This is a genomic window from Mucilaginibacter myungsuensis, assembly GCF_015222005.1.
Taxonomy (GTDB): domain Bacteria; phylum Bacteroidota; class Bacteroidia; order Sphingobacteriales; family Sphingobacteriaceae; genus Mucilaginibacter; species Mucilaginibacter myungsuensis.
Genome location: NZ_JADFFL010000008.1, coordinates 186,794 through 207,463 on the forward strand (window position 1 = coordinate 186,794; position 20,670 = coordinate 207,463).

A 20,670-nucleotide genomic window follows, 5' to 3' on the forward strand; every position below is an offset into this window, starting at 1 on the left:
TTTAATATCTTTCCATGTCCGGCATAAAATTCCCTCGTACAAGCAACATTCAATTTTTCGGTAGCCTGTTTTTGGCAGGTTTGGTGGCATTGCTGTTCGGTTCGGCCAGCAGGTTAGCGTCCGATAAAGCCTTTAGGTTATCGGTTACCCGTCACCACATCAGCATCGATGGCCGCGATGTAGAATATCTGGCCAAGACCGGCTACCTTACCGTTAAAGACAAAGCCGATCAGCCTTTTGCACACATCTACTACACTGCTTACACTGCCGACAGCATCCGAAACCCTAACCGCCCCATCACCTTCGTTTTTAACGGCGGACCGGGTTCAGCATCTATTTGGCTGCACATGGGGGCGTTCGGTCCGGTAAGGGTAGACGGTAAAAATGGTCTCCGTAACAACCCGCATACCTGGCTGGGTTTTACCGATCTGGTATTTATAGATCCGGTTGGTACAGGTTACAGTAAACCAGCCGAGGGCATCGAAGCAAAACGTTTCTTCGGATACAAAGCTGATGTGCAGATCATAGCCGCGTTCATCAAGCTTTATCTGGACGAGCACCACCGCCAGGCAAGCCCTAAATTTATAGCCGGCGAAAGCTACGGTGCTTTGCGTGCGGTTGGCCTGGCCGATTATCTGAAAGATAGTTTGCAGGTAAAGCTTGCGGGCCTCACGCTGATATCGCCCGCGCTGGATTACAAGCTGATCAGTTTCCGTAAGGGTAACGATCTGCCGTTCGCCTATTACTTGCCAAGCTATGCGCTTACCGCCCATTATCATCAGCGCTTATCGCCTAAATTGCAAAAGCTAAGTGCGGCACAATTACAGACCAGGGCCGAGGCATTCAGCAAAGGTGTTTATGCCGAGTTTATCAGATCAGGTTCAACGGCAACAGCTGATATCATCGACAGCTTACATTATTTTACCGGATTAGATAAAGCTTTACTGACCACGCTTAACGGCCGTATCACCGATGGGCAATTCACCAGTGCTTTGTTAAGTGCAGATGGCAGGAAGATAGGCACCTTTGATAGCCGTGCTATAGGCAACGATCTTAATATCGACCCAAGCGAAACAGCTATCCGCGGCACATTCACCAAAGCGTTCGGAGATTATGTGCGGTCGGGTCTGAAATATGAGAATAGTCAGCCTTATTTGGCTACTGCCGCTGTCGGCAACTGGAATTACGGTCCGGACGTTACCAAAGGTTATTTAGATGTTTCGGCGACGCTGGAAAAAGTGATCAGGAATCAGCCTGAATTGCAGGTGAAAGTTGTTGTTGGCGATTACGATCTGGCTACACCATCGGCTACTACGGCCAAGGTGATCGGCGGATTGAAATTGGATGCATCGCAACGTGAGCGTGTCTCGGTAGATCGTTATCCGGCGGGGCACATGATCTACTTGAACGATCAAGCTAACGCCGGCTTTGCGGCTAACGGAAAAGTGTTTTACAAAAAGGCATCTAAAACAAGCTGAGCGCGTGTTAATAAAATAGCACATTTCATGGTGATCTAACGATAGCTTAACCGAACCATTGTACTATTGGCGTGTTATTCAATTGAACTAAAAACACAGTACGCCATGAAAAATGAATTTGCAGAACAAGAAGAACAAGATGTGATCTACGACGAGCGTCCGGAAGAAAACGATGATCTGGATACCGACGAGACCGATCTGGCCGACGACGAGGACGTGATCGAAGACGATGAGGAAGACCTGATCGACGATGATGACGATCTTGATCTGGATGAGGAAGACGACCTGCTTGACGAAGAAGTTGACGAGGACGACGAGTTGTAAGCCCTCCCCCACAAAAAATGCGGCCGCTATACCCGGCCGCATTTTTTGTGATACCAATGACATTTTTTGCCCGAACTTTTTTTTACCGGCCGTGTTATCAAGGCGTTCGCTATATTTAACTCAACCTAATTAGTTATAACGCTTTATGCTGTTAAAAAAGAATATCTCTATAGTTTACTTCCTTAAGCTTATTAAGTGGGATGTAATGGCCATTACCCTGTACTCAATCATGGTGGGTACGCTGGATCATTTTGCTTTTTTTAATGATATCGATATACCCTTGTCGGTCTCGGCATTGGTGGGTACGCTGCTTTCACTTTTGCTGGCTTTCCGTACCTCACAGTCGTACGAGCGTTGGTGGGAGGCCCGTAACATCTGGGGCGCTATTGTGAATGATAGCCGGTCTCTGATCCGCCAGCTGATCCATTTTTTACCTAACGACGATATGAAGACGCAGTACATACAGTCGTTCGCTATACGCCAGTACACCTGGTGCTATGCGCTGACCGAAGGTTTGCGTAAAGTACCGGCATCCGACAAAGTAGATAGTTATTTTAAAGCCTTAGGAGCCGATAGCGATAACCGTCCCAACCTGCTACTGACCAAACACGCTGAAGCAATGGCCGAAATTACAGACCATTACCAGCTCGACCCCAACAGACAGGTACAGATAGATAACACCATTGTGAAACTGACCGACGCGATGGGTAAATGCGAGCGTATCAAAAACACGGTGTTCCCGCGATCGTACAGTGTGATGATCCATTTTTTGATCTATGTGCTGATGACCATACTGCCTTTTGGTTTAGAGGATAATCACTACATCGTCGAGATCATGGTTGCCACTTTAGTGCCTGTACTATTCATCGCTATAGAGCGCACCGCGATCCTGATGCAGGACCCGTTCGAAAATAAACCGACCGACACGCCGATGTCATCCCTGTCGGCTACTATTGAGCGCAACCTTACCGAGATGGCTGAACTACCTGCCCATCCAAAACCTGCCGAGGCAGGGACTTTTTATGTGATGTAAACCTTTGGTGACCATAGCTGTTGCTTAATTATGGCAACAACAAAAGAACTGATCGAAAAGATCAACAGCTTTTTTAGCGACGGCAACATGGAAGCCTTTATGGACTATGCAGCCGATGACATGGTTTGGGAAATGTACAGCTCAACCACAGGGCACACCACGCTTAATGGCCGCGAAGCCATAAACAGCATGGAGATGCCGCCCAATATGCCCGAAAAGATGGAGTTTAAGTTCGATACCATTGTGATCGAGGGTGATATTGCTTCGGTACAAGGGAGCAGTAGCGGCACCCGCCCCGATGGCAAACCCTACAAAGGCCACTTTTGCGATGTGTACCATTTTAAGAATGATAAGATCGCGAAGATGGTATCGTATGTGATAGATAGTGAGTAAGGTTGTTTCCTTATGATCGCGGGCAGGTCGGTGTCTATCTATCTCCTTGCAAAAAACACACCCGCCAACACACCCGCGATCACCGCCGCAGCTAAATATTTGCGGTGCGCTTTAGGTTCGCCGGGTATGCCGGACACACCGTGGGTTGACATTCCGTAATCAACGGTTTGGAAAGCGTTCCCGTCTGATAAGGCTATTGGTTTGGCTACTTTAAAATAACGGCGCATTACCCAGGCGGTAGTGTTGGTTACTAACTGCGGGAACAGGGCATGGCTAAATTTCAGTAATGGTGATACACTGCCTATATACTTTGTGGCTACCGGCCAGGCCGCTACCTCTACCATAGCTTGGGCCAAGCGGGCAGGGTCGTAAACAGGTGGAGCGGGCTTTAGTTCCTTGCCGGTGTAGTTAGCTGCATGCTTTATCCCGGGCGTATCTAAAAATGCAGGGAACAGGTCGCACACGTGGATGCCGGGCCATGGTGTCAATTCGCCTTTCAGGGCTTCGCTGAAGCCACGCAACGCGAACTTGCTTGCGGTATAACCACTACCATAGGGTACGGGCAGAAAACCACCGATGGATATATTATTGATTAACACACCGGCTTTTTGCTTTTTAAAGAAAGGCAATACCGCATGTGCCCCATTCATATATCCCAATAAATTGGTTTTGATCACCTGCTCGTGCAAAGCCATTGGCATCTCATCGAACGGACCGGCGGCTAATACCCCCGCGTTATTTAGCCATACGTCTATGCTGCCCTGCCAATCATTAGCGGCATTAGCCAGGTTGATCATGGCTTTGGGGTCGGTAACATCTGTAGGGACTACCAAAACATCAGCGCCAAGTTCACGGCATTCGTCGGCGGCTTCTTCAAGCGCGGCCTGGTTTCGGGCTGCCAATACCAAATTTACCTGGTATTTAGAAAACTCCAATGCCGCTGCCCGGCCGGCACCGCTTGATGCGCCTGTGATCACGATGGTCTTTCCGCGTAATTTATCGGCAATGCTTTTGCTCTTCATCTTATTTGCTTTTTTCGGTGCTTTTAATAGCCCATAACATTAATACGGGCTGAAAGAATAACCGCGCCAAACGTTTGTTGTCGGTATCCAACCCAAAGCCATCCCGGTGATGTGTGTACTGTGCGATGTTACCGGGGAACACTGCAGCGAAAAATCCGGCCGCTGCTTTGCCTATAGTATCCTCATGCTTTTTTGGTGCAAATACCAACGCGGCACCTAACGCTATTTCTGCAAAGCCCGAGTATAACACGGTGTCATCCTTAGCTAATGGCACCCAATTGGGTACTTGCGCCCTAAACTCTTTTCGGGCAAAAGTGAGGTGACCGATCCCTGCAAATATCAAATTGGCGCCCAGCAAAATGCGGGCGCCTTTTTTTATGGTTTGCTCATCCATGCTGTTATTCGTTCTGTTGCTGTTCTTGCTCGGCCGGCTTTTGCATTTCGCGCATGTTGTTGGCGACCACACTGTCCGGCATAAGGTTAGACATGCCAACCTGCACTTTGTTTTTAAAGCCTGCTATCACTTTGTCATCGCCGTTCATCAGGGCGTCGTAACCAACTTTAGCAACATCAGCAGCCTTATCCAGCGACTCTTTATCCTGTACCACCTTGCTGCTCAGCATATCAGCTTTGTTAAAAAAGTCGGTATCAGTCGCACCCGGCATCAGCGCGGTGATGGTAATGTTGGTCTCGGCTAACTCGGCACGGATGGCCTCGGTGAAAGACAGCACAAAAGCTTTAGTACCATGATAAACCGATTGCCATGGCCCGGGCAGTTTACTGGCCACTGAGGCAAGGTTAAGGATCTTGCCATCGTTACGCTGCACCATTTGCTTAACAAAATGCTTGGTGAGCATCACCAGCGAATTGATGTTCAGGTTGATGATCGCTAACTCCCCTTCAATGTCGGTATCTTTAAATTCGCCGTATAGGCCTTGTCCGGCATTGTTCACTAACACGTCTACTTGTACACCAAGTGCCTCAACCTCTTGACACAAAGTATTGACCTCATCTTTATTAAAAAGGTCTTTAGCGATGGTGGTCACCTGAACGCCCGACTGGCGGAACTCGTTAGCCTTGTGTTCTAACTCATCGGTATTCCGGGCTACAATGATCAGGTTGTACTGATCTTGGGCAAATAGCTTAGCCAACTCGTAACCGATGCCGCTTGTGGCACCGGTTATTAACGCTGTTTTTATTTGGTTTTCCATTGGTATGGTCTTATTGCTTAGTTCTCTATTTTAACAGGTTCGGTATTTTCGGTCGGTTTTTGTTGCTCCCATGGTTTCAGTACCACTTTCACACAATCCTCTTCCTTTTTGTCAAATATCTCGTAACCGCGGGTCACCTCGCTTAAAGGTAAAGTGTGGCTGATGATGTCATCCAGTACCACTTTTTCGGTAGCCACCAGATCGATCAGATGGTCGATGTAATTTAACACCGGGGCTTGTCCCATTTTTAACGTAACGCCCTTATCAAAAATGCGGTGTAAAGGGAAGTTATCATAAGGGGATCCGTAAACGCCTACAATGGTCACCGTGCCGCTGCGGCGGACTGCTTTAAAAGCCATATCCAGCACCTTCATACTACCCACCTCAAAATTGATGAGTGCTTTGGCCTTATCCATAATGTTACGCTCCGGTTCAAAACCTACCGCGTCCACACAAACGTCGGCACCACGGCCGCCGGTCATTTCGCGGATAGCTTCAACTACGTCCACCTCATTCGGGTTCAGCGTTTCTACTTTATTTACTGCTTTAGCGCGCTCTAAACGGTAGTTCAGCGGGTCGATAGCGATCACCCGGCTTGCACCGTTCAGCCAAGCCGCTTTTTGTGCCATTAAACCGACAGGGCCTGAGCCGAAAATGGCCACTACCTCGCCGCCCTTAAGCTGCGCCCAGTCGATAGCCGACCAGCCGGTAGGGAAGATATCGGTTAGGAAAAGCACCTGCTCGTCGGTCATGTTATCGGGCACTATACGCGGACTAATGTCGGCATAAGGCACACGCACGTACTCTGCCTGACCACCCGAGTAACCGCCATACAGATCGGTGTAGCCAAATAAAGCCGCACCTTTTTGATCGGCAAGGTCGCCGTTAGGTCCGTAGTGCTTGTAGTTAGAGTTTTCGCAAGAAGGCGAAGCATCGTGCTTGCAAAAGAAACATTCGCCGCAAGAGATCGGGAACGGCACTACCACGCGGTCGCCTTTTTTGAGTTTGGTAACACCTTTACCAACTTCCTCTACTATACCCATAAACTCGTGCCCCATGATCATGGGCTTGGGTTGTGGTACACCTCCGCTCAGGATGTGCAGGTCAGATCCGCATATAGCGGTAGAGGTGACCCTTAAAATTACATCGGTGTCTTGTTCCAGACGCGGATCTTCGACGGTATCGTAGCGGATATCGCCGGGTTTGTGAAAAACAGCTGCTTTCATAGATATTTTGTTTGTGGTTTCTATGAGCAACTTGATAGCAGAGCTAAAAGTTTTACTATTTTGACAAATATTTTAATTAAAAATTAAATAAAAATAGAGTAAGAATAGTGACAGAAAGTTATGGTCATCAACACCGAGGGTCCCTTTCATAGAAGCTAAACCTACCATCTTACTTATAATTTCTATCTTTATTAAATGCTTAAGCCGCTCATCGTATTTTTGATATGCTTGCCCTCTCTGGTTTTTGCGCAACGCGATCAGCTACCGCAAAGCGCCGGCGGCGACAAGCAGATCCTAAATGCCTTTAATAAAGCCGATGCCCACATGACTACCGGTCAATATGATTCGGCGCAGTTTTGGCTAAATAAGATCTACACCCAGGTGAGTTATCGCCGGCCGTCGCTATTCTCCTACTACCTTACTTCGCGGCAGGCCGAGGTTTACTACTACAACAACCTGCACGAGCTTGGCCTGCTGGAAGCCAACAAAGCGGAGACCATTGCCCGTGTGCTTAAAGACAGTACGCTGCTGTTAGATGCCTACAATTTTAAGGGCCTGTTCAACCTGAACAAGAATAAATATGTAGAAGCTATCCGGAATTTCAAGTTGGGGTTAAAAGCAGCGCCTAAGTTGCCGCATAAACCACACCACATCGAACTGTCCGAACTATACCATATCTACGGCAACCTGGCCGAAGCTTTTGAGAAATCGAACCAACCCGATAGCGCTATCCGTTACTGTCGACTGTCATTAAAAAAAGCTAAAGAGATCGCATCAGGCAGGGGCGAAGCTACCGCGACACTTAACCTGGGTATGGCTTTTATCCAAAAACAAAGTGTGGATAGTGCTTTAAAATACTTTGAACTTAGTCGACAATATGCCGACGCGAGCAAGGCCTTTGATGTGGAACTAACTACCTATGGCGGTTTGGCCGAGTGCGCCGCTATCAGCAATAACAGGCCACTGGCTTTAGCGCAATTGGATAAAGGCTTCGCGCTGTTGAAGGCGTACCCGCAAACCAATGATTATTACTTGTCTATCTTTTTAGATGCGGCTGTAAAGATCTACCGAAAGTATAGCGACAACGCCGCCCTGAGCAGGACACTGCAACTACGGACCGACATACAGAAGGCTACTTACGATCGTAGTAACATGCAGATACAATCGCTGGTGTTGATGGGCTTGCAGAACGAAAAAAAGATCTTCGAACTTGAACTGGCCGAATCGCAAAACAAGCAGAATTTGGCCATTACGCGGTCATACATTTTAATGCTGATCATCCTCGTGATCGTGATTGCCTTTATCGCTTACCGATACTACGCTTTGCAACGATTGAAAATGGCCAACGTACGCAGTAAGATCAGTCAGGATCTGCACGATGAAGTTGGGGCGACCCTCAGCGGAATTGCCATGTACAGCTACATCACCAAAGAGCAGGTAAAAAATGGCGAAGCCGTCGCGGTAAATAACTCACTGGATATCATCAAAGATAACGCCGGCGAGATGGTAGCCAAACTGAATGATATTGTTTGGGCGGTCAACCCTATCCAAGACCACCTTTCGGCTTTGATCGATCGTTTAAAAGAATTTGCCATCCAGATAGCCGCCGCAAAAAACATTAAGGCCGAATTTGTTTACGATCCCGGTATGGAAGATCTGAAGCTACCGATGGAGGCACGGCAGAACGTCTACCTAATCTGTAAGGAGGCGATCAACAATAGCGTAAAGTATAGCTGCGGCAATTTGTTAAGGGTTACTATAACGGTATCGGGCAGGCAGTTAGAAATAGAGATACAAGATAACGGCGATGGTTTTGCGGTCGATAACGGCGGTAGCGGTAACGGCTTGATGAACATGCGCAACCGGGCCAAAGATATCGGCGGAAAATTGACAATAGATAGCAAATCGGGTAATGGCACCCGCATCAATTTAAATTGCAAAATCACCTAATGGGGTATGTTGGCTTAGCGGTAAAACCATAATATTTGAGGCACACTAACAATGGAAATTAAAGTAGCCATATTTGAGGATAATAAGCTGATACGCGAGGCCTTGCAAACCATTATTAATGGTACGCCGGGGTTTATCTGTACGGGCACTTTCGCCAATGTGAACCAGGTAGAGGCCGATATCCTTTTTTGCCGCCCCGATGTGGTGCTAATGGATATCGAGATGCCCGGCCGCAACGGCATCGAAGCTACGCAGATCATTACCGATAATTTCCCGGATGTTAAGGTGCTTATCCAAACCGTTTTTAACGATAACGATAAGATATTTAAGGCACTTTGTGCGGGCGCGTCGGGCTACATTTTAAAGGCCGATTCGCCGTTGAAACTGTTGCAGGCATTGGAAGAGGTGCATAAAGGCGGCGCTTCTATGTCGTCGGCCATAGCACAAAAGGTGCTGCAATTTTTTGTGCGTAAAAATGTGATCCTGGTACAACCCGAAGAGACCGACTTTGCCCTGAGCGCCCGCGAAAAAGAGATCCTATCCCTGATGATGGAAGGCTACAACTACCGCGATCTGGCCGATAAAGCCTTTATCAGTTACGAGACCGTGCGCACCCATATTAAGCGCATCTACAAAAAATTGCACGTGGCCTCCCGCTCCGAGGCTATTATGAAGGCAAAGCAGCAGGGGTTCGTATAATTATCTATTCTAATACCCAATGCCAGTTCAAGTGTCTACGCCTGAAATATGCTATCTTTCGAGCGTCCACGCTCCCGTAGCTATGCCTTATATGTAAGCTTAGACGCTTAGATGGCTAAAGGTTTTTTATATCGCCACCTTATACCCCAACGCAACATTCCTATAACAAAAACCGCATTTAAATCACCCAATGTGGTATTTCCTGCCCCGTCCATAAACCTCAATTTTGGGTATCATTCAAAAACATTAAAAATACCCGAGACATGAAAACATTTACACAAAATTTACGATGGACCTTGGCGACCGTAATGGTTGTTATAGTTGCTTTTGCATCTTGTAAAAAAGACACACAAAATGAAGCGGTGGATGCAATAGTTAAACAAGAGGAACTAAAGAAAAAGATAGCTGATATCATTCCCAAACAATATCAGGATACGCTGGCCAAACTGGGTCTGGTGTTGAATACCGAGACAGCCCCACCAGCATTAGAAGGGTCGTTCGCATTTAAACCGTTAAGGTTATTAAAGAGTAACCGGCCACAGGATAGCCCAAATCTTTCATTTGCAGATGCATCCGTTAGATTCTTTGCTCAGGATAAAGACAACAACATCAAGATAATAGGCAATAACCTGCTAAATACGGCCGATACCAGCATTGTTACCGCCATTAGTGGAACCGGTAACAGCTTCACGGTGTATGGAAAAGTTAAGTCGGTAGCGGGCACCAACTCTGCCATATTCGGCATCATTATTTCGGGCGAGAAAAATGGCGCTACGCTTAGCAACATCCGTTATGGGATAATCAATATCGACAACTCTAATGGTGGCACCCGATTCATTAAGCAAGGTGATGCACGGGCGGTATTCGATACAGACTTTGTTTCCCAGGCCATCACATTTTAACCACCCGTTGAATCAAAACTTTTGAGTATTAGAGATCACCATCTCTATGTAATATTTCCAACTTGGTCATTAATACCAATTACCGTTAACAAATAAAATTAACATGAAAACCATAACACAGAACCTAAAACAGTTAAGTGTAATTACACTGTTAACTATAATCGCTTTTACATCCTGTAAAAAAGATACCCAGAACGAGGTTGTCGACCAGATCAATAAGGAACAGATCCTGGAGAAAAAGATATTGGATATCATCCCTCAGCAATATCAGGACACGCTGGCTAAATTGGGTATAACCCTTAACCGCGAGACCACCCCGCCTGATATGCAAGGCGCGTTTACTTTTAAACCTTTGCGTTTGCTGAAAAGTAACCGACCGACCGATCAGGCAAACATGACCTTTAAGGATGCCGACATTAAATTCTTCGAGCAGGATAAAGAGACCGGAAGCATCAAGCTGATCAGTAAATTTTTGCTGAACGATGCCGACACCAGCATAGCTACTGCCGTAAGCGGTAAGGGTAACGCTTTTACCATTTATGGTAAGGTGAAGTCGGTAAGCGGATCTAACTCAGCCATATTTGGGGTGATCATATCCGGCGAGCGGAACGGCGCGCTGATCAATAACCTCCGTTTTGGTTTGATCAATATCGATAATACCAACGGTGGTACCCGTTTCATTAAGCAAGGAGAAGCGCGCGCCATTGTCGATGCTGACTTTGTTTCGCAAAGCATTCCTATGTTTTAAAATCCTGAGCGTATTCTTGTCGTGATAGTTAATAGTTAAGCAAAAAGCCTTGTACCGTCGCACGTACAAGGCTTTGCTATTCAAGGCTGGCAGCTATTCTGGTCCCGCTTTGCCCGTTTTTACTTCTCCGTCTTTTTTATAGTTCACCATGATAACCCCTGTAGATGTGATGGTACTTTCTACGATCCGGAAAGAGGCCGGGACAGCGCTATCATCGAACAGGCGTTTACCCTTACCCAATATCACCGGGTGAATGTTTAGCCAAAACTCATCTACCAGATCGTGCGCTAACAAAAGTTGCACGAGGCCGCTGCTTCCCCAGATCCTGATCTCGGGTCCGTCGGATGCTTTTACTTTTTTGATGTCCTCGATATCTTTAACGAAAACTACATTGGTCCATTCGGTACTTTCTACGGTGTTGGTCAGTACGTATTTGGTTACCTCGTTTACGCCGGGCCAGTATTCGGCGTGTTTGGGCCAATAGTTTTCCCAAATATCAAAGGTTTTGCGGCCCAGCATCAGGTCGGCGCGTTGCAGTTGTTTTTCCATAATGGGGCCGGAGTCCCCGTCTCCAAAAGGCGCTACCCATCCCCCGAGTTTAAAATCGTTGGCGGTATCCTCATCCGGGCCACCCGGGCCTTGCATCACACCATCCAGGGTGATGAATGACAGAACGGTTATCTTTCTCATGTCGCTATGGTTTTAATTGTAACAATGTAAAAGTCGGTATTGTCAGTTCATGAAAAGCGGTGCAGATACGTCTAAGTTAGGGTTTAATGCGACAGCAGCGGAAAACGGAAGAACCAACGAGACTGATTAAGTTATGTTTTACTTTAACGCCTCACTTGCTTATCTTTACAACAATTTACTCATGAGATCACCTATACCTATTCTGTCTTTTTTGTTGCTTTTATCTGCGGCCAATTGTTTTGCCCAATCATTGGCGGATGTTAAAGCAGTACCCTTACCATATGATATTACGCCTTATATCGGGCAGCGATCGCAAAGGTCTGTCAAGAAAAGTGTTCTGATATCGGAACTTGATGTTAACAAGCCCAACCGTGCAGATACCATGGCAATAACCGAATATGACAGACAAGGGAGGCCCCTGAGCATGGTCTCTTTTTTATACGGTAAGCGCTCGTTAATTGCAAACTATAGTTATCCTATGCCCGGGGTTGCCATTTGGCGCAGTCAAAGGCCCGGCAGCCGCTCAACAACGGTATGCAAGATCGTAACTCTGCCTTCGGGCAAAACAGATTATTTTATTACCTGGGAGTTAATGGATGCAGACACCACCTCGCGCGTCTTGTCCAGGTTCTTTTATGATAAGGATAGCCTGTTAGTAGCCGCAGAAGATAGCCGCCTGGGTAAACCATACCAGGTAACCAACTATCAGTATAAAGATAAACGTTTGGTAATGGCTGAATTTAAGACTTTAAGCAGCCCTAATACCCGTTGGATAGGTCTTATTTACGATAAAGAACATTTGCTGCAAAAACAGATACAGTATGGTTTAAGGGGGAGCATCGTAGATTCGACCACGATAGGGACTTACGAGTATTTAGGTAAGAACATATTTGCGCAAACCCGGCCGGACGGTTCAGACCCTAACAAAATGATCCGGACAACTTACGCTTACGATCTGCAGAGTCGCATAGTTGGGCTAAGCGCTACGCTTGATACACTTTATCAAAAGATAATTTACGAGTATAAGGATAAATATTTAAGCCGAACTACGGTAAGCACCAATACAGGCAGGACGTTGGCTCCCGGCTTTTATTCACCGTACATCAATTATTCAAATAAGGCCTCCGTAACACTGGTTACAACCTATAATTACGATAATAAGGGCTATCTGGTCAGGACAGAGGAGACGCTAAACGGCGTTCTGCAGTCGCGAAGACAAAATGTTATCGAATATTATTAAGCTTTACCTCAGCAATGAAAAATGTAAATTATGCAAAGATCGGCTTGCTTGCGATCTGCTTTTTATCAAGCCCGATCATAGCGTCGGCACAAACAGCCGCAGAGAAGGTATACAGTGTGGTAGACATCCCCGCTGCCTTTCAGGGTGGAGAGGCCGCGCTATCGAGATATATTAAAAGCAATACTAATTATCCGGCCAAGGCACTTGAAAACGGCATTAGCGGAAAGGTGTCCCTGTATTTTACAGTAGAAAAAGATGGCAGTTTAACTGATATCAAAATAGCCCGTGGCCTTGGCTACGGCTGCGATGAAGAGGCGATCAGGCTGTTCAAAGCTTCACCAAAATGGATGCCCGCTAAAAATAACGGTGTTGTGGTAAGGCAACTTGTTACAACCTTGGTCCCGTTTGGCACAGGCACCGAACTGAGCGCGGAAAAAAGGGCCCGTATCACTCTGGCTAACATGGACGGTGTCAGGATAGATGAGCCTGTGGGAAGCAGTGAACGCAAACAACCAAGCACTAATGAGATATTTAGCGCTGTAGAACAAAGCGCCGAGTATCCGGGTGGTATAAGTGTTTTTTATGATCAGGTTGAAAAGAACCTTCGTCGCCCTAAAGACCAGGAGAGCAATAGGGGTTACGGTAAAGTGTTTGTAACTTTTGTGGTTGAAAAAGATGGCAGCCTTACCGCGTTTAAAGTACTACGCGGTATCGGCACTTTTTATGACGAAGAAGCCCAACGGGTTATAAAGTCGCTGGGTAAATGGAACCCGGGAAAGAACAATAACACCGTAGTAAGGCAGCAATATACGATCCCGATAAATTTTGCCGAAAGCAATAGCCCCCAAGCCACAGCTGTAGCAACACCGCGTATGGATAAAAATACTACGATCTACAGCGCTGTGGAACAGCAAGCTTCGTATCCGGATGGGGCCCAAAAGTTTGTTGAGTATGTTAAGAGCAACATGCGCTATCCGACCGCGGCCCGGGCCAACAATGTGCAAGGGAAAGTATTTTTAACTTTTGTGGTAGAGCAGGATGGCTCTTTAACCGATATTAAAGTACTGCGCGGTGTCAGTAAGGATATAGATGAGGAGGCTGTGAGGCTGGTAAAAGCTTCCGGTAAGTGGCAGCCCGCAAAACTTGGCAGCTCGGTAGTTCGTCAGCAATATACTTTGCCTATTTCTTTTGATCTTTAGTAAAGGCCAAAACCGGATATGAAAAAAGGCTTTGATGCAGGGATGCCCTCATCAAAGCCTTTTTTAATTATAGATCTATAGTGCTTACTTCCAACCCAATCCCGGAGCCACATGCTCCAGTATGGATGATAGTACATGCACATTATAATCAACACCCAAGGTATTCGGGATGGTCAACAATAGCGTGTCCGCTTCCTGGATGGCCTCGTCCTCGGCTAATTGTTTGATCAGCTTGTCCGGTTCAGCGGCGTAGCTTTTGCCAAAGACGGCACGTTTTTCGGGTTCAATGTACCCGAACTTGTCGCTGCCTTCGCCTTGCTGACCAAAGTACATCCTGTCCCGATCATTCATCAAGGCAAATATCGAACGACTTACCGATACCCTTGGCTCGCCTTTATGACCGGCTTTTTTCCAGGCCTCTTTGTACAGACGGATCTGTTCGGCCTGTTGGATGTGGAACGGCTTACCGTTCTCGTCAAACTTCAAGGTCGAGCTTTGCAGATGCATGCCTTGTTCGGCAGCCCAGATGGCAGTAGCGTTAGATGCAGCCCCCCACCAAATGCGATCGCGCAAACCGGCCGAATGCGGTTCTAAACGCAACAGACCAGGAGGGTTAGGGAACATGGGGTAGGGGTTCGGGTTAGCAAAACCTTCGCCCTTTAGCAGATCCAAAAACTCCAGGGCTTTACTGCGGCCCATCTCAGCATCGGTCTCGCCTTCGGCAGGTTCGTAACCAAAATAACGCCAGCCATCGATCACCTGCTCGGGCGAACCGCGGCTAATGCCTAATTGCAACCGCCCGCCTGATATCAGGTCGGCAGCGCCGGCATCCTCAACCATGTACATTGGGTTTTCGTAGCGCATATCGATCACGCCCGTGCCTATCTCTATTTTGCTGGTCTTAGCGCCAATGGCCGATAGCAGCGGGAACGGCGATGCCAGCTGCGCAGCAAAGTGGTGTACCCTAAAGTACGCCCCGTCCACACCGATCTGCTCGGCAGCCACCGCCAGATCTATGGATTGCAGCAAAGTATCGCTGGCAGTTTGGGCCTTGTAGGCCGGATGGTTAGACCAATGGCCGAAGGATAAAAATCCTATCTTTTTCATATAACCTCTCTTTGTAATAGCCTAATGATAACTTATTCAAATTTACGTGTTGTAACCGATATTTCAAAGAGCGGTTTGTCATGGACGGGGCATTTTTGTGTGAATCTAAGACGACTATTTTTTTAAGTGGATCTTCCAGGCAACATCCAAACTGATCAAATGCTCATATGTTGACGTGTTATTACCAAATCCGACAAAACTTGGGCGATAGATAGCGCCAACATTGAACGCGTTACTAAGCCGCCAATAGCTATTAAATAATAGTCCGCCGGCATAATTAACCATAGTGGTCTGCCGATCAGGGTTTGCGGGGATGCCTGTAACATCAGAGGTATAGATCCAAATATTTTTACTGTACGACAGGCCGTATCCTAAAGTGAACCGCCCCAAAACATGGTTATTCGTCGCCCCTAACCAAACAGAGCGCATATCGTCGTAGGTGCCCAGTCTGTCGTACGGTGCTGGGAATGGGAGTGCGAAGTCCAAAGCGCCACCAGCCGTCAGGCTAATGAATCTGTTTTTGCTGTAGTACTTGTCCAAGCCCATCGAAAAACCTAAGAAGCCGATACTGTTTTTTCGTGGTTCGTTAGCCGGCACCATGCTGAAAGTATTTACATAAGGTAGGGAAACGTGCAGTAACAGATCGCCTTTTTTTGCGTTACGGAACGGCTTATGATTGAATACGGTATCGGTAGTGATGTAAACGTTGCCGGGGTAAGTGTATCTTTTAGGGTGATGACGAACCAATATCCCCGTCCCGAACATGGCCATATCTGTATAATAAGTAAGCGCGTTTTTAGGTTTGACGGTTACCGTGCGTTGCCCGGTATCCAAAACAGCAGTAACGGGTAGCGGAACACTGTCTTTCACCAACGTAAATTCGGCCCTGTTCTTTTTCGTCTTTTTAGATGTATTGCCTATGGTAACCGTCGCCGGGCGGGTGGTGTGTATGGTAGTTACTTTGTTGCGTTCTTGTAATAGTGTAAAGCACGATGATAACAAACTGCCGCAAATGATCATGGCGATAGTACTAAAGGTTCGGTTAAGTAGCATACGGATAGTGTGGATCAGAAAAACGGTGAAAATAACTAAGCCTGACGCTGTTTTTGCCGACTTAAATAAGTACGTGTTAAACCTGTTATCCGTTTACGGATTCGTTGAAAATATCGACCCGTTAGCGATCAGCGCCCTGCGGTTCATTTTCAGGATGTCGCGTACCCATTCGGCAAAGTCTTCGGGTTGCAGTACTTTTTCAGGGTCGCCGTTGGTCAATCCGGCGGTGATGCTCATGTCGCTGGCAATGGTGCTCGGGGTTAGGGTGATCACGCGGATGTTCTGCTTACGCCATTCGGCCATCATGGATTGTGATAGCGATATCAAGGCCGATTTAGATGCCGCATAAGCCGACATGCCCGCGCCACCTTTTAACCCTGCCGATGACGATACATTGACCACATCGCCCTGGCCATTCTGTAACAAGTGCGGATATGCTGCCATAGCCACATGATAGGCGCCGAACAGGTTGGTCTGTATCACCTGTTTCCAATCGGCAGATGACATGTCGGTAAGGCTACCCATATTGCCTATACCGGCATTGTTGATCAGGATATCCAAACCGCCAAGTTGGGCTACCAGCTTGTCAATGTTGGTCTTTACGGCGGCCTCGTCGTCCACATTAAAAACCGCGTAGGCGGCGTTAACGCCAAGGGCCTCGATCTCGGATGTTACGGTTTTAAGATGTTCCTCGTTCCGGCCGGTAATGGCTACGTCGGCACCGTCGGCTGCTAATAGCAGCGCCACGGCTTTGCCCAAACCGCGACCGCCGCCGGTCACTATTACTTTTTTCCCTTTTAATGTTTGCATAGGTTTGATGTGTTGGTATGATGAATGTTTATCTGTCGTCCAAAAATAAGTGTTAAGACGGATACGGGAATCAGGTGTTTGTCATGATGGTAGAATTTTCTCATCGATAGCTTGGATATGTCAAAACGACCTAATATATTAGTTCAACAATTGCAAACTAAGCCGGATCGTAGATAGATCTTGAAGACCAATATCACATTACCAATTACTTTTTATAATTATCCCTTATCAACTTATAAGCTTTGATTTTTATGAAAAAAAGATCGATCGTACTTATACTGATTTTAACATTTAGTTATATCGCTTTGTATAGCCAAAAACTCCCCACTATCCAGTCGAAATATTTACAAGCACCAAAAAACGTAAAGATCGACGGGAGACCAGATGAATATGAAGTTTTGGGTGCGTATAATAAATTCAATAGATTTTATTATGCCATCTCAAATGATGACAATGCTTTATACTTAATGGTTAAAGTTGACGACAATAAAACCATGCGAAAATTGGTCAACGGGGGTATCACTTTGCGGATAGCTCCTGAAAAAGCATCGTTAAAGGAGGCTGGTGCTATTACTTTCCCTAAATTTTTGGTTCATGAAAAACCGTTGTTTATGACATTCTCCTATCAACCTAAGATATTGGCTGAGAATGAGGGAGATCAAGAACAAGAAGCTAAGAGACGATCCTACATCGACCTGCTGGGTACGCGACTGAAGTTGATCGGCCTTAGAAATGTAAAAGATGTTCAAGATAGTGTTGTCTCTATCTATAACGACCAGGGGGTTAAAGCAGCGATAAGTTTTGATAGAAACTTGTCATGCTGTCTCGAATTAGCTTTACCATTACGGTTATTGAACTTTGATCTGAGAAGCGAGAAGTCATTTCAATACCAGTTGCAATTGAACGGGTTAGCAGTTAACGGATCTGATGTGCGGCAAGCTCCAAGAGGCGATATGCTGGTTTACACAAGGTCCGACGGGATGATTCAGGAAATTGGTCAAGGCAGCGCAACGCTTGACCTTGCTTATCCAACATCGTTTAAAGGATTAATACACTTAAAGAAATAAATACTGCTGTCGGATGATCTATAAACCAGCCTGTATGATCTCTATTAAAGTGCATAAGTGTCTGATGTTAAAGTTTTTTTTAATCATGATAATAACCGCTTGGGGTTTGACAGCTTGTGCCCAACCTATGGCCGAGGCCCCGCCAAAAAGATTTAAGCCCTGCCCTTGCGCCGGTTTTAGTTTAGACCGTAGTGGCGTATGGCAACCCGACCCGATCGTGAACTCAACAGCCGATATTGAATTGAGACTTTTGACCAAAGGGAAGTACGAGGACCGACTAACGATCTTGAAAAGTTTGAATGGTAGGTGGAGGTCATTCATTTATTACAGAAAAGGTATGGATTATGGGGTGGTTTTGAATAGACCAATAAACCCCAAACAGTATTTCCAATACGAATTGCCAACACCCAATACCGAAACGCTCTTCTCTAAATTAGATTCTATGGGGGTATTTGATCTGAATGCTGAACGTAGCAAACGTTTTCCGGAACCGGATGCCTGCAAGTTCGAATTTAAGATAGGCACTAAGACGGGCGCAATCAATTTTCCATACCCCGACGTAGTTAACGGTAATCCTAATTTACCTGACCTTCAGATCGAAAAACAGATGCTTGACCTTTTCCACGATCTTACCAAAAAGCATTTCCCGCAAAGTTGGCGAGACTATTGATCTGTAACGGACCGTCTTGGTCCAATTGAATTTAACTGATATTTAAATTAATTCGTATTGTTTTAAACCAAGCGGGCTTATTCTTGTTAGGAATGTTCAAATTAACCCATGAAAAGAAAATTGACTAAAAGTTTTAACTCTACAGATATTTCCTTTGATGATTTTATGTCGCATCCGGATTCACTTGGTAAGACCGATAAGTCGGTTGCTGAACTTGCCTTGGAAGCACAGGAAGCCGAACTCATTGCAAAAAAGAAAGACCGCGAACTAAAGGCGGCTAAACAGCGGGAGAAGCGTGCCAAATGATCTGACGGCAAATTTTGGTTTAGGGCTGCTTGCCGGGTTGAATGATCTTCAGTATTACATCGTAGGCAGTAGCTTTCTCCCAACGCGCTATTAACCAGGCGATAAAGCTCAGGGTGAAAATGTCATCATTCCCTACGGTGTTGAGCAGGTCCAAAACTCTTTTTTGGTAGGCTGTATCGGTCGCCATGTCGGGCCTGATCAAATATTGTTCAACCAGCTTCAGGTAGGCTAATACGCGCTCCTCTGATGTTTGTATCAAATACTTTTTGTATCTCCGGCGAAAACTGCTTAACCGCGACATGGCCGGTTCTATATTGCCGAACTGCGCCTGCACCAATATCTCCATCAAACTTTTGCGGATGATCCACAGCATGCCTAATTTCTTTTCATACCAGGCATCGGTGCGGGTGAGCAGGTTCAGTTGTTTTATACATCCGCGATCGTTGCATAATGCTAAGAACATGGCCAGGCAGATCCGCAGGTCTTCTATATCCTCGGGTTTGTGTGCTTTTGTAATTTCAGCGAGCGACGTTTGCAATAGTTCGATCGCATCCGGGGCCGAACCGGTAAAAAATAAGTTAAGTGCTGATAGTAATTGATAACGCAAATAAAACGAGGTATGGTAGCGGCTATCCTTTTGCATTAAAGCTATCATTTCTTGCAGGTATGACCGGCTCTTTGCAAACCCCTTTTGCCTTAAATGAAAGTTGGCCAAATAATACAGGATGGATATGTGGTAGAACAGATAGATCCGTTTATATCCGCTTTGCGTCTGCATAAATTTATTGGCCCGGTCAACATAGCGCTCTATGGTTGCATAGTTTTGCTGTATGGCCGCGTATTCGTTAGCGATGTACAAGATCTGGTAAATGGACTTGTAGGTCATCAGGTCCTGCTCGGATATCTTGTATTTGCGGATGGTGGTGAGCATTAGTGCCTTCAGGTTTATCACTTTGCCTTGTAGATGTACAGCCTTAAGTTCTTGTCTTAAAAAGGCATAGGCCAGGTTAAGTCTGGCTTCGCGCTGCATATCGGTCTGGTTGCCGAGGAAACGAGCGGTCAATTTCTCCAGGTCTTCGGCCCGGGGTAAATGCGCGTATTGTATCCTTAATAGCAAGATCTCATTCAGCAGGTTGAATTGTTCCAGCTCCTCCGCTAAACGTTCGGCTTTAGCCAAACACTTAAAGGCGATCTTGGGTACATTATTCTCTAACAAAAACCGACCTACAACCAGCAGGCGCAGGGCATCATAGCTTTGCGAATGGTCATTCTCGAACGTGCGTTGCGATAGGAACTGGAGCAAGCTATCCTGCAATCTTTTGCGTAAGGCGTGATAAGCATCCTTGTTTTTAGCGGTTTCATATAGTTTATTTTCGCTATTTATATCATCAGTTTCTATTAATTTAAGGAACTGAAGATTTTTTACGTCTGTGCGTTTGTTTTTACGCGTTAAAAACTCTTTAAATAGCTTTATATCCGAACTATCAAACAAATTTACTAACTCCGAAAGTGGGTCCATGACGATATGATCTGACTTAGGTA

General features: G+C 46.2%; 22 protein-coding genes. 13 read left to right on the plus strand and 9 right to left on the minus strand.

Annotated features, from left to right (window positions below):
* Positions 1 to 14: 14 nt before the first annotated feature.
* The 4 genes from IRJ16_RS18700 to IRJ16_RS18715 all read left to right on the plus strand — a co-directional run bounded on the left by IRJ16_RS18700 (position 15) and on the right by IRJ16_RS18715 (position 3,228).
* Positions 15 to 1,478 (plus strand): S10 family peptidase, encoded by a 1,464-nt coding sequence (locus tag IRJ16_RS18700; protein WP_194113169.1) that lies wholly within the window; start codon positions 15 to 17, stop codon positions 1,476 to 1,478.
* A 105-nt stretch (positions 1,479 to 1,583) separates the two neighbouring features.
* Positions 1,584 to 1,802: a hypothetical protein gene (locus tag IRJ16_RS18705; protein ID WP_194113170.1), complete on the plus strand. Its 219-nt coding sequence runs from the start codon at positions 1,584 to 1,586 to the stop codon at positions 1,800 to 1,802.
* 145 nt (positions 1,803 to 1,947) lie between these two features.
* A complete protein-coding gene (locus tag IRJ16_RS18710; RefSeq protein ID WP_194113171.1) occupies positions 1,948 to 2,835 on the plus strand; it encodes a bestrophin family protein in 888 nt (295 codons plus the stop codon).
* Positions 2,836 to 2,865: 30 nt separating this feature from the next.
* Positions 2,866 to 3,228 carry a nuclear transport factor 2 family protein gene (locus tag IRJ16_RS18715; protein ID WP_194113172.1) on the plus strand — a complete coding sequence of 121 codons (363 nt, stop codon included), beginning with the start codon at positions 2,866 to 2,868 and terminating at the stop codon, positions 3,226 to 3,228.
* Between the two features lie 38 nt (positions 3,229 to 3,266).
* On the opposite strand, the gene IRJ16_RS18720 is transcribed toward IRJ16_RS18715, so the two are convergent.
* From IRJ16_RS18720 to IRJ16_RS18735, 4 genes are read right to left on the minus strand one after another with little or no spacing between them, the layout of a single operon-like run.
* Positions 3,267 to 4,250: an SDR family oxidoreductase gene (locus tag IRJ16_RS18720; protein ID WP_194113173.1), complete on the minus strand. Its 984-nt coding sequence runs from the start codon at positions 4,248 to 4,250 to the stop codon at positions 3,267 to 3,269.
* 1 nt (position 4,251) lies between these two features.
* Entirely contained in the window at positions 4,252 to 4,644 is a 393-nt protein-coding gene (locus tag IRJ16_RS18725) for a DoxX family protein (protein WP_194113174.1), read from the minus strand.
* A gap of 4 nt (positions 4,645 to 4,648) precedes the next feature.
* A complete protein-coding gene (locus tag IRJ16_RS18730; protein ID WP_194113175.1) occupies positions 4,649 to 5,461 on the minus strand; it encodes an SDR family NAD(P)-dependent oxidoreductase in 813 nt (270 codons plus the stop codon).
* A 17-nt stretch (positions 5,462 to 5,478) separates the two neighbouring features.
* Positions 5,479 to 6,687 (minus strand): zinc-dependent alcohol dehydrogenase, encoded by a 1,209-nt coding sequence (locus IRJ16_RS18735; protein WP_194113176.1) that lies wholly within the window; start codon positions 6,685 to 6,687, stop codon positions 5,479 to 5,481.
* Between the two features lie 195 nt (positions 6,688 to 6,882).
* Between IRJ16_RS18735 and IRJ16_RS18740 the strand changes: the two genes are divergently transcribed.
* The 4 genes from IRJ16_RS18740 (at position 6,883) to IRJ16_RS18755 (ending at position 10,986) form a co-directional block, all read left to right on the plus strand.
* A complete protein-coding gene (locus IRJ16_RS18740) occupies positions 6,883 to 8,637 on the plus strand; it encodes a tetratricopeptide repeat-containing sensor histidine kinase (RefSeq protein WP_194113177.1) in 1,755 nt (584 codons plus the stop codon).
* 51 nt (positions 8,638 to 8,688) lie between these two features.
* Positions 8,689 to 9,336 (plus strand): response regulator transcription factor, encoded by a 648-nt coding sequence (locus tag IRJ16_RS18745; RefSeq protein ID WP_194113178.1) that lies wholly within the window; start codon positions 8,689 to 8,691, stop codon positions 9,334 to 9,336.
* 263 nt (positions 9,337 to 9,599) lie between these two features.
* Positions 9,600 to 10,238 carry a hypothetical protein gene (locus IRJ16_RS18750; protein ID WP_194113179.1) on the plus strand — a complete coding sequence of 213 codons (639 nt, stop codon included), beginning with the start codon at positions 9,600 to 9,602 and terminating at the stop codon, positions 10,236 to 10,238.
* A gap of 103 nt (positions 10,239 to 10,341) precedes the next feature.
* Complete coding sequence (locus tag IRJ16_RS18755) at positions 10,342 to 10,986, plus strand: hypothetical protein (protein WP_194113180.1); 645 nt, start codon at positions 10,342 to 10,344, stop codon at positions 10,984 to 10,986.
* Positions 10,987 to 11,079: 93 nt separating this feature from the next.
* Here the strand turns inward: IRJ16_RS18755 and IRJ16_RS18760 are convergent, their stop codons facing one another.
* On the minus strand, positions 11,080 to 11,676 hold the full coding sequence (locus IRJ16_RS18760; RefSeq protein ID WP_194113181.1) for a dihydrofolate reductase family protein: 597 nt from the start codon (positions 11,674 to 11,676) through the stop codon (positions 11,080 to 11,082).
* Between the two features lie 382 nt (positions 11,677 to 12,058).
* On the opposite strand from IRJ16_RS18760, the gene IRJ16_RS18765 reads away from it, so the two are divergent.
* Together IRJ16_RS18765 and IRJ16_RS18770 are read left to right on the plus strand one after the other, a co-directional pair.
* The gene (locus IRJ16_RS18765) at positions 12,059 to 12,916 is read left to right on the plus strand and encodes a hypothetical protein (RefSeq protein ID WP_194113182.1); all 858 of its coding nucleotides are present in this window, start codon (positions 12,059 to 12,061) and stop codon (positions 12,914 to 12,916) included.
* A gap of 14 nt (positions 12,917 to 12,930) precedes the next feature.
* Positions 12,931 to 14,115: a TonB family protein gene (locus IRJ16_RS18770; RefSeq protein ID WP_194113183.1), complete on the plus strand. Its 1,185-nt coding sequence runs from the start codon at positions 12,931 to 12,933 to the stop codon at positions 14,113 to 14,115.
* A gap of 84 nt (positions 14,116 to 14,199) precedes the next feature.
* On the opposite strand, the gene IRJ16_RS18775 is transcribed toward IRJ16_RS18770, so the two are convergent.
* The 3 genes from IRJ16_RS18775 to IRJ16_RS18785 all read right to left on the minus strand — a co-directional run bounded on the left by IRJ16_RS18775 (position 14,200) and on the right by IRJ16_RS18785 (position 17,085).
* Positions 14,200 to 15,222: an LLM class flavin-dependent oxidoreductase gene (locus IRJ16_RS18775; RefSeq protein WP_194113184.1), complete on the minus strand. Its 1,023-nt coding sequence runs from the start codon at positions 15,220 to 15,222 to the stop codon at positions 14,200 to 14,202.
* Between the two features lie 114 nt (positions 15,223 to 15,336).
* Positions 15,337 to 16,275 carry a hypothetical protein gene (locus IRJ16_RS18780; protein ID WP_194113185.1) on the minus strand — a complete coding sequence of 313 codons (939 nt, stop codon included), beginning with the start codon at positions 16,273 to 16,275 and terminating at the stop codon, positions 15,337 to 15,339.
* A 93-nt stretch (positions 16,276 to 16,368) separates the two neighbouring features.
* Positions 16,369 to 17,085, minus strand: a complete 717-nt coding sequence (locus IRJ16_RS18785; RefSeq protein WP_194113186.1) for a 3-ketoacyl-ACP reductase — start codon at positions 17,083 to 17,085, stop codon at positions 16,369 to 16,371.
* A gap of 251 nt (positions 17,086 to 17,336) precedes the next feature.
* Here IRJ16_RS18785 and IRJ16_RS18790 point away from each other — a divergent pair, with 251 nt between their 5' ends.
* The 3 genes from IRJ16_RS18790 (at position 17,337) to IRJ16_RS18800 (ending at position 19,128) form a co-directional block, all read left to right on the plus strand.
* Positions 17,337 to 18,152, plus strand: coding sequence for a hypothetical protein (locus IRJ16_RS18790; RefSeq protein WP_194113187.1), 816 nt, complete (start codon positions 17,337 to 17,339; stop codon positions 18,150 to 18,152).
* Positions 18,153 to 18,237: 85 nt separating this feature from the next.
* Positions 18,238 to 18,822 carry a hypothetical protein gene (locus tag IRJ16_RS18795; RefSeq protein ID WP_194113188.1) on the plus strand — a complete coding sequence of 195 codons (585 nt, stop codon included), beginning with the start codon at positions 18,238 to 18,240 and terminating at the stop codon, positions 18,820 to 18,822.
* Positions 18,823 to 18,930: 108 nt separating this feature from the next.
* Positions 18,931 to 19,128: a hypothetical protein gene (locus IRJ16_RS18800; protein WP_194113189.1), complete on the plus strand. Its 198-nt coding sequence runs from the start codon at positions 18,931 to 18,933 to the stop codon at positions 19,126 to 19,128.
* 19 nt (positions 19,129 to 19,147) lie between these two features.
* On the opposite strand, the gene IRJ16_RS18805 is transcribed toward IRJ16_RS18800, so the two are convergent.
* Entirely contained in the window at positions 19,148 to 20,647 is a 1,500-nt protein-coding gene (locus IRJ16_RS18805) for a hypothetical protein (RefSeq protein ID WP_194113190.1), read from the minus strand.
* Positions 20,648 to 20,670 lie beyond the last annotated feature (23 nt).